Source organism: Rhodovulum adriaticum (genome assembly GCF_004345735.1).
Taxonomy (GTDB): domain Bacteria; phylum Pseudomonadota; class Alphaproteobacteria; order Rhodobacterales; family Rhodobacteraceae; genus Rhodovulum; species Rhodovulum adriaticum.
On the sequence record NZ_SLXL01000026.1, the window covers coordinates 3572 to 5458 of the forward strand.

Annotated in this window: 3 protein-coding genes; all 3 read left to right on the forward strand. The window is 71.4% G+C overall.

Annotated elements, in window-relative coordinates:
- Positions 1–208 (forward strand): hypothetical protein (locus EV656_RS16660; protein WP_165919031.1); only part of this gene is annotated, 208 nt, incomplete at its 5' end.
- A gap of 174 nt (positions 209–382) precedes the next feature.
- Positions 383–1402, forward strand: a complete 1020-nt coding sequence (locus tag EV656_RS16300) for a hypothetical protein (RefSeq protein WP_207287161.1) — start codon at positions 383–385, stop codon at positions 1400–1402.
- 115 nt (positions 1403–1517) lie between these two features.
- A partial coding sequence (locus EV656_RS16665) for a hypothetical protein (protein ID WP_165919032.1) occupies positions 1518–1887 on the forward strand: 370 nt, incomplete at its 3' end.

Consider the following 1887-nt stretch of genomic DNA (forward strand, 5'->3'; position numbering starts at 1 on the left):
ACGCGCCGGCGCCCAGCTGATCGAGCAGGTCCAGATGCAGCTGCCCGTCTTCAAGTGGCCCGGCGCCACGCCCGTGGCCGGCATGGTGAACCGCACCCTGGGCCGCGCGGCCCATGTGCTGGCCACCGTCCACACGGTGCTGGAGCCTGACGCGTTGGGCGACGGCCCCGGCGACCTGCCCCCCGCGGGCGCCGTGATGCTGGCCTGACACGTCCCTTTTCCGGACCGACCTGACCATCCGCACCCGGTGCTCGTTTGCGCCGGGTGAGCGGACCGGTCTGTCCCGCGGTTTTCCGGGATCGGTTCCTGTCCGGACAAGCCCGGCCCCACCGGGCGCGCACCGCGCGCCTGGCCCCTGCCCCCTGCCCAAAAGGATCCTGCCATGTGCAAGACGCCCGCCTCCCCCGCCTTCCAGCCCGTTTCCCTTGACGGCCGCACCCTCCATGTTCCCCGCCGCTCCGCCCATGTCCCGGCAGAGACCTGGGCCGTCACCTATAACGGCCCCATTCCGGACCATTGGCAGAAGACCGCCCGTGCCAAGGGCTTCAACATCCTCGCCCGCGTGCGGGATCGCTATCACCTCGCGCTGGAATGCCGCGTCTGCGGCACGGTGACCGTGCACAAGGTCTTCACCCTGCGCACCGCCCAACCCGCCTGCGCGGGCTGCGCCGAGATCGGGCGCCGGAGCGCAGCCCAGGATGCCGGCCTGGTCTATCTCGGTCGCGATCCCGAAGACCGCCATTACGGACGCTATCGCATTCCGGAATGCGGCCACGAGGTGCGCCGCCAGTTCGAGATCATCGAGCGAGCCGCCGCGGGCAAGACGGCGATCCGCTGCGAGACCTGCCTGCAGGCCCGCGAAGAGGACGAAGCCCGGCGCCAGGGCTGGACCCGCCTCGGTCGCGACCCGCTCGGCAATCCCAATTACCGCCTCTACCGGCACGAGGCCTGCGGCCACGAACAACGCATTGCTGTGACCAACATGTCCTGGGGCCAGTGCGATTGCGCGACCTGCGGCGAGAGCTGGACCGCCAAGCCCTCCACCATCTATCTTGCCCGCATCACCCTGCCCCGGATCGGCCGGACGGTGCTCAAGCTGGGCTACAGCGCCAATCCCGAGAAGCGGTTCCGCCACCAGCTGGGCCTGCCGGAAGATGCGCAGGTCACTTTCCTGCGCCTGCTGGCGATGCCCACCGGCCATGAGGCCTGCGCCGCCGAGAAGCGCGCCCATGCCGAGCTGGGCCGCCGCTTTCGCCAGGCGGTGGTCCCGCCCAAGCTTTATGCCGGGCAGATCAACGTGGTGACCGAGATCTACGCGCCCTGGCTGTTGCCCGAAATCGAGCGCGTGCTGACGCGGATCGCCCGCGACATCGCCTCGCCCGACGGCACCCGCGCGGCCTGAACGGGATGCGCCCGGGCCGGGCCTGTGTGTCCGGCCCGGGTGGCCCCGCCCTGCCCTCCAGCATGCCCCGCATTTTTTCCGCTTTTCGTCTGTTCCCGGAACAGGAGGCTGCCCCATGTCCAGTTCGTCCGCTCCCTCCGCCCTGCCCGGCCTGGCCGCGGCCCGCGCCCGCGTCGCCCGCGAGATCCGCGCCGCCGCCCGGGGCACCAAGGCCGATGCGCTGCCCACCGTCGATGATCTCATGGCCCAGTCGGACGCGAAGATCGCGGACGAATGGACCATTCCGCTCCCGCCCGCACGCGCCCCCGGCGACCGGCGGCGGGTGGAGACACCCATTGCCGGAACGCTGTCGCTGATCCTGCGTGTCGCCCGGGCCCTGGAGGACGCGCCCGTGGGAGCGCCCGGAACGCTGGTCCTGCTCATCGTCCCCACCGACCTGCTGGAGCTTGCGCGCACCGCCTGCGACGCGCTGCAGGCCGGGGGCC

Coding starts and splice junctions, on each gene's coding strand:
- EV656_RS16300 (WP_207287161.1), top strand. CDS start 383: ATGTGCAAGACGCCCGCCTCCCCCGCCTTCCAGCCCGTTTCCCTTGAC.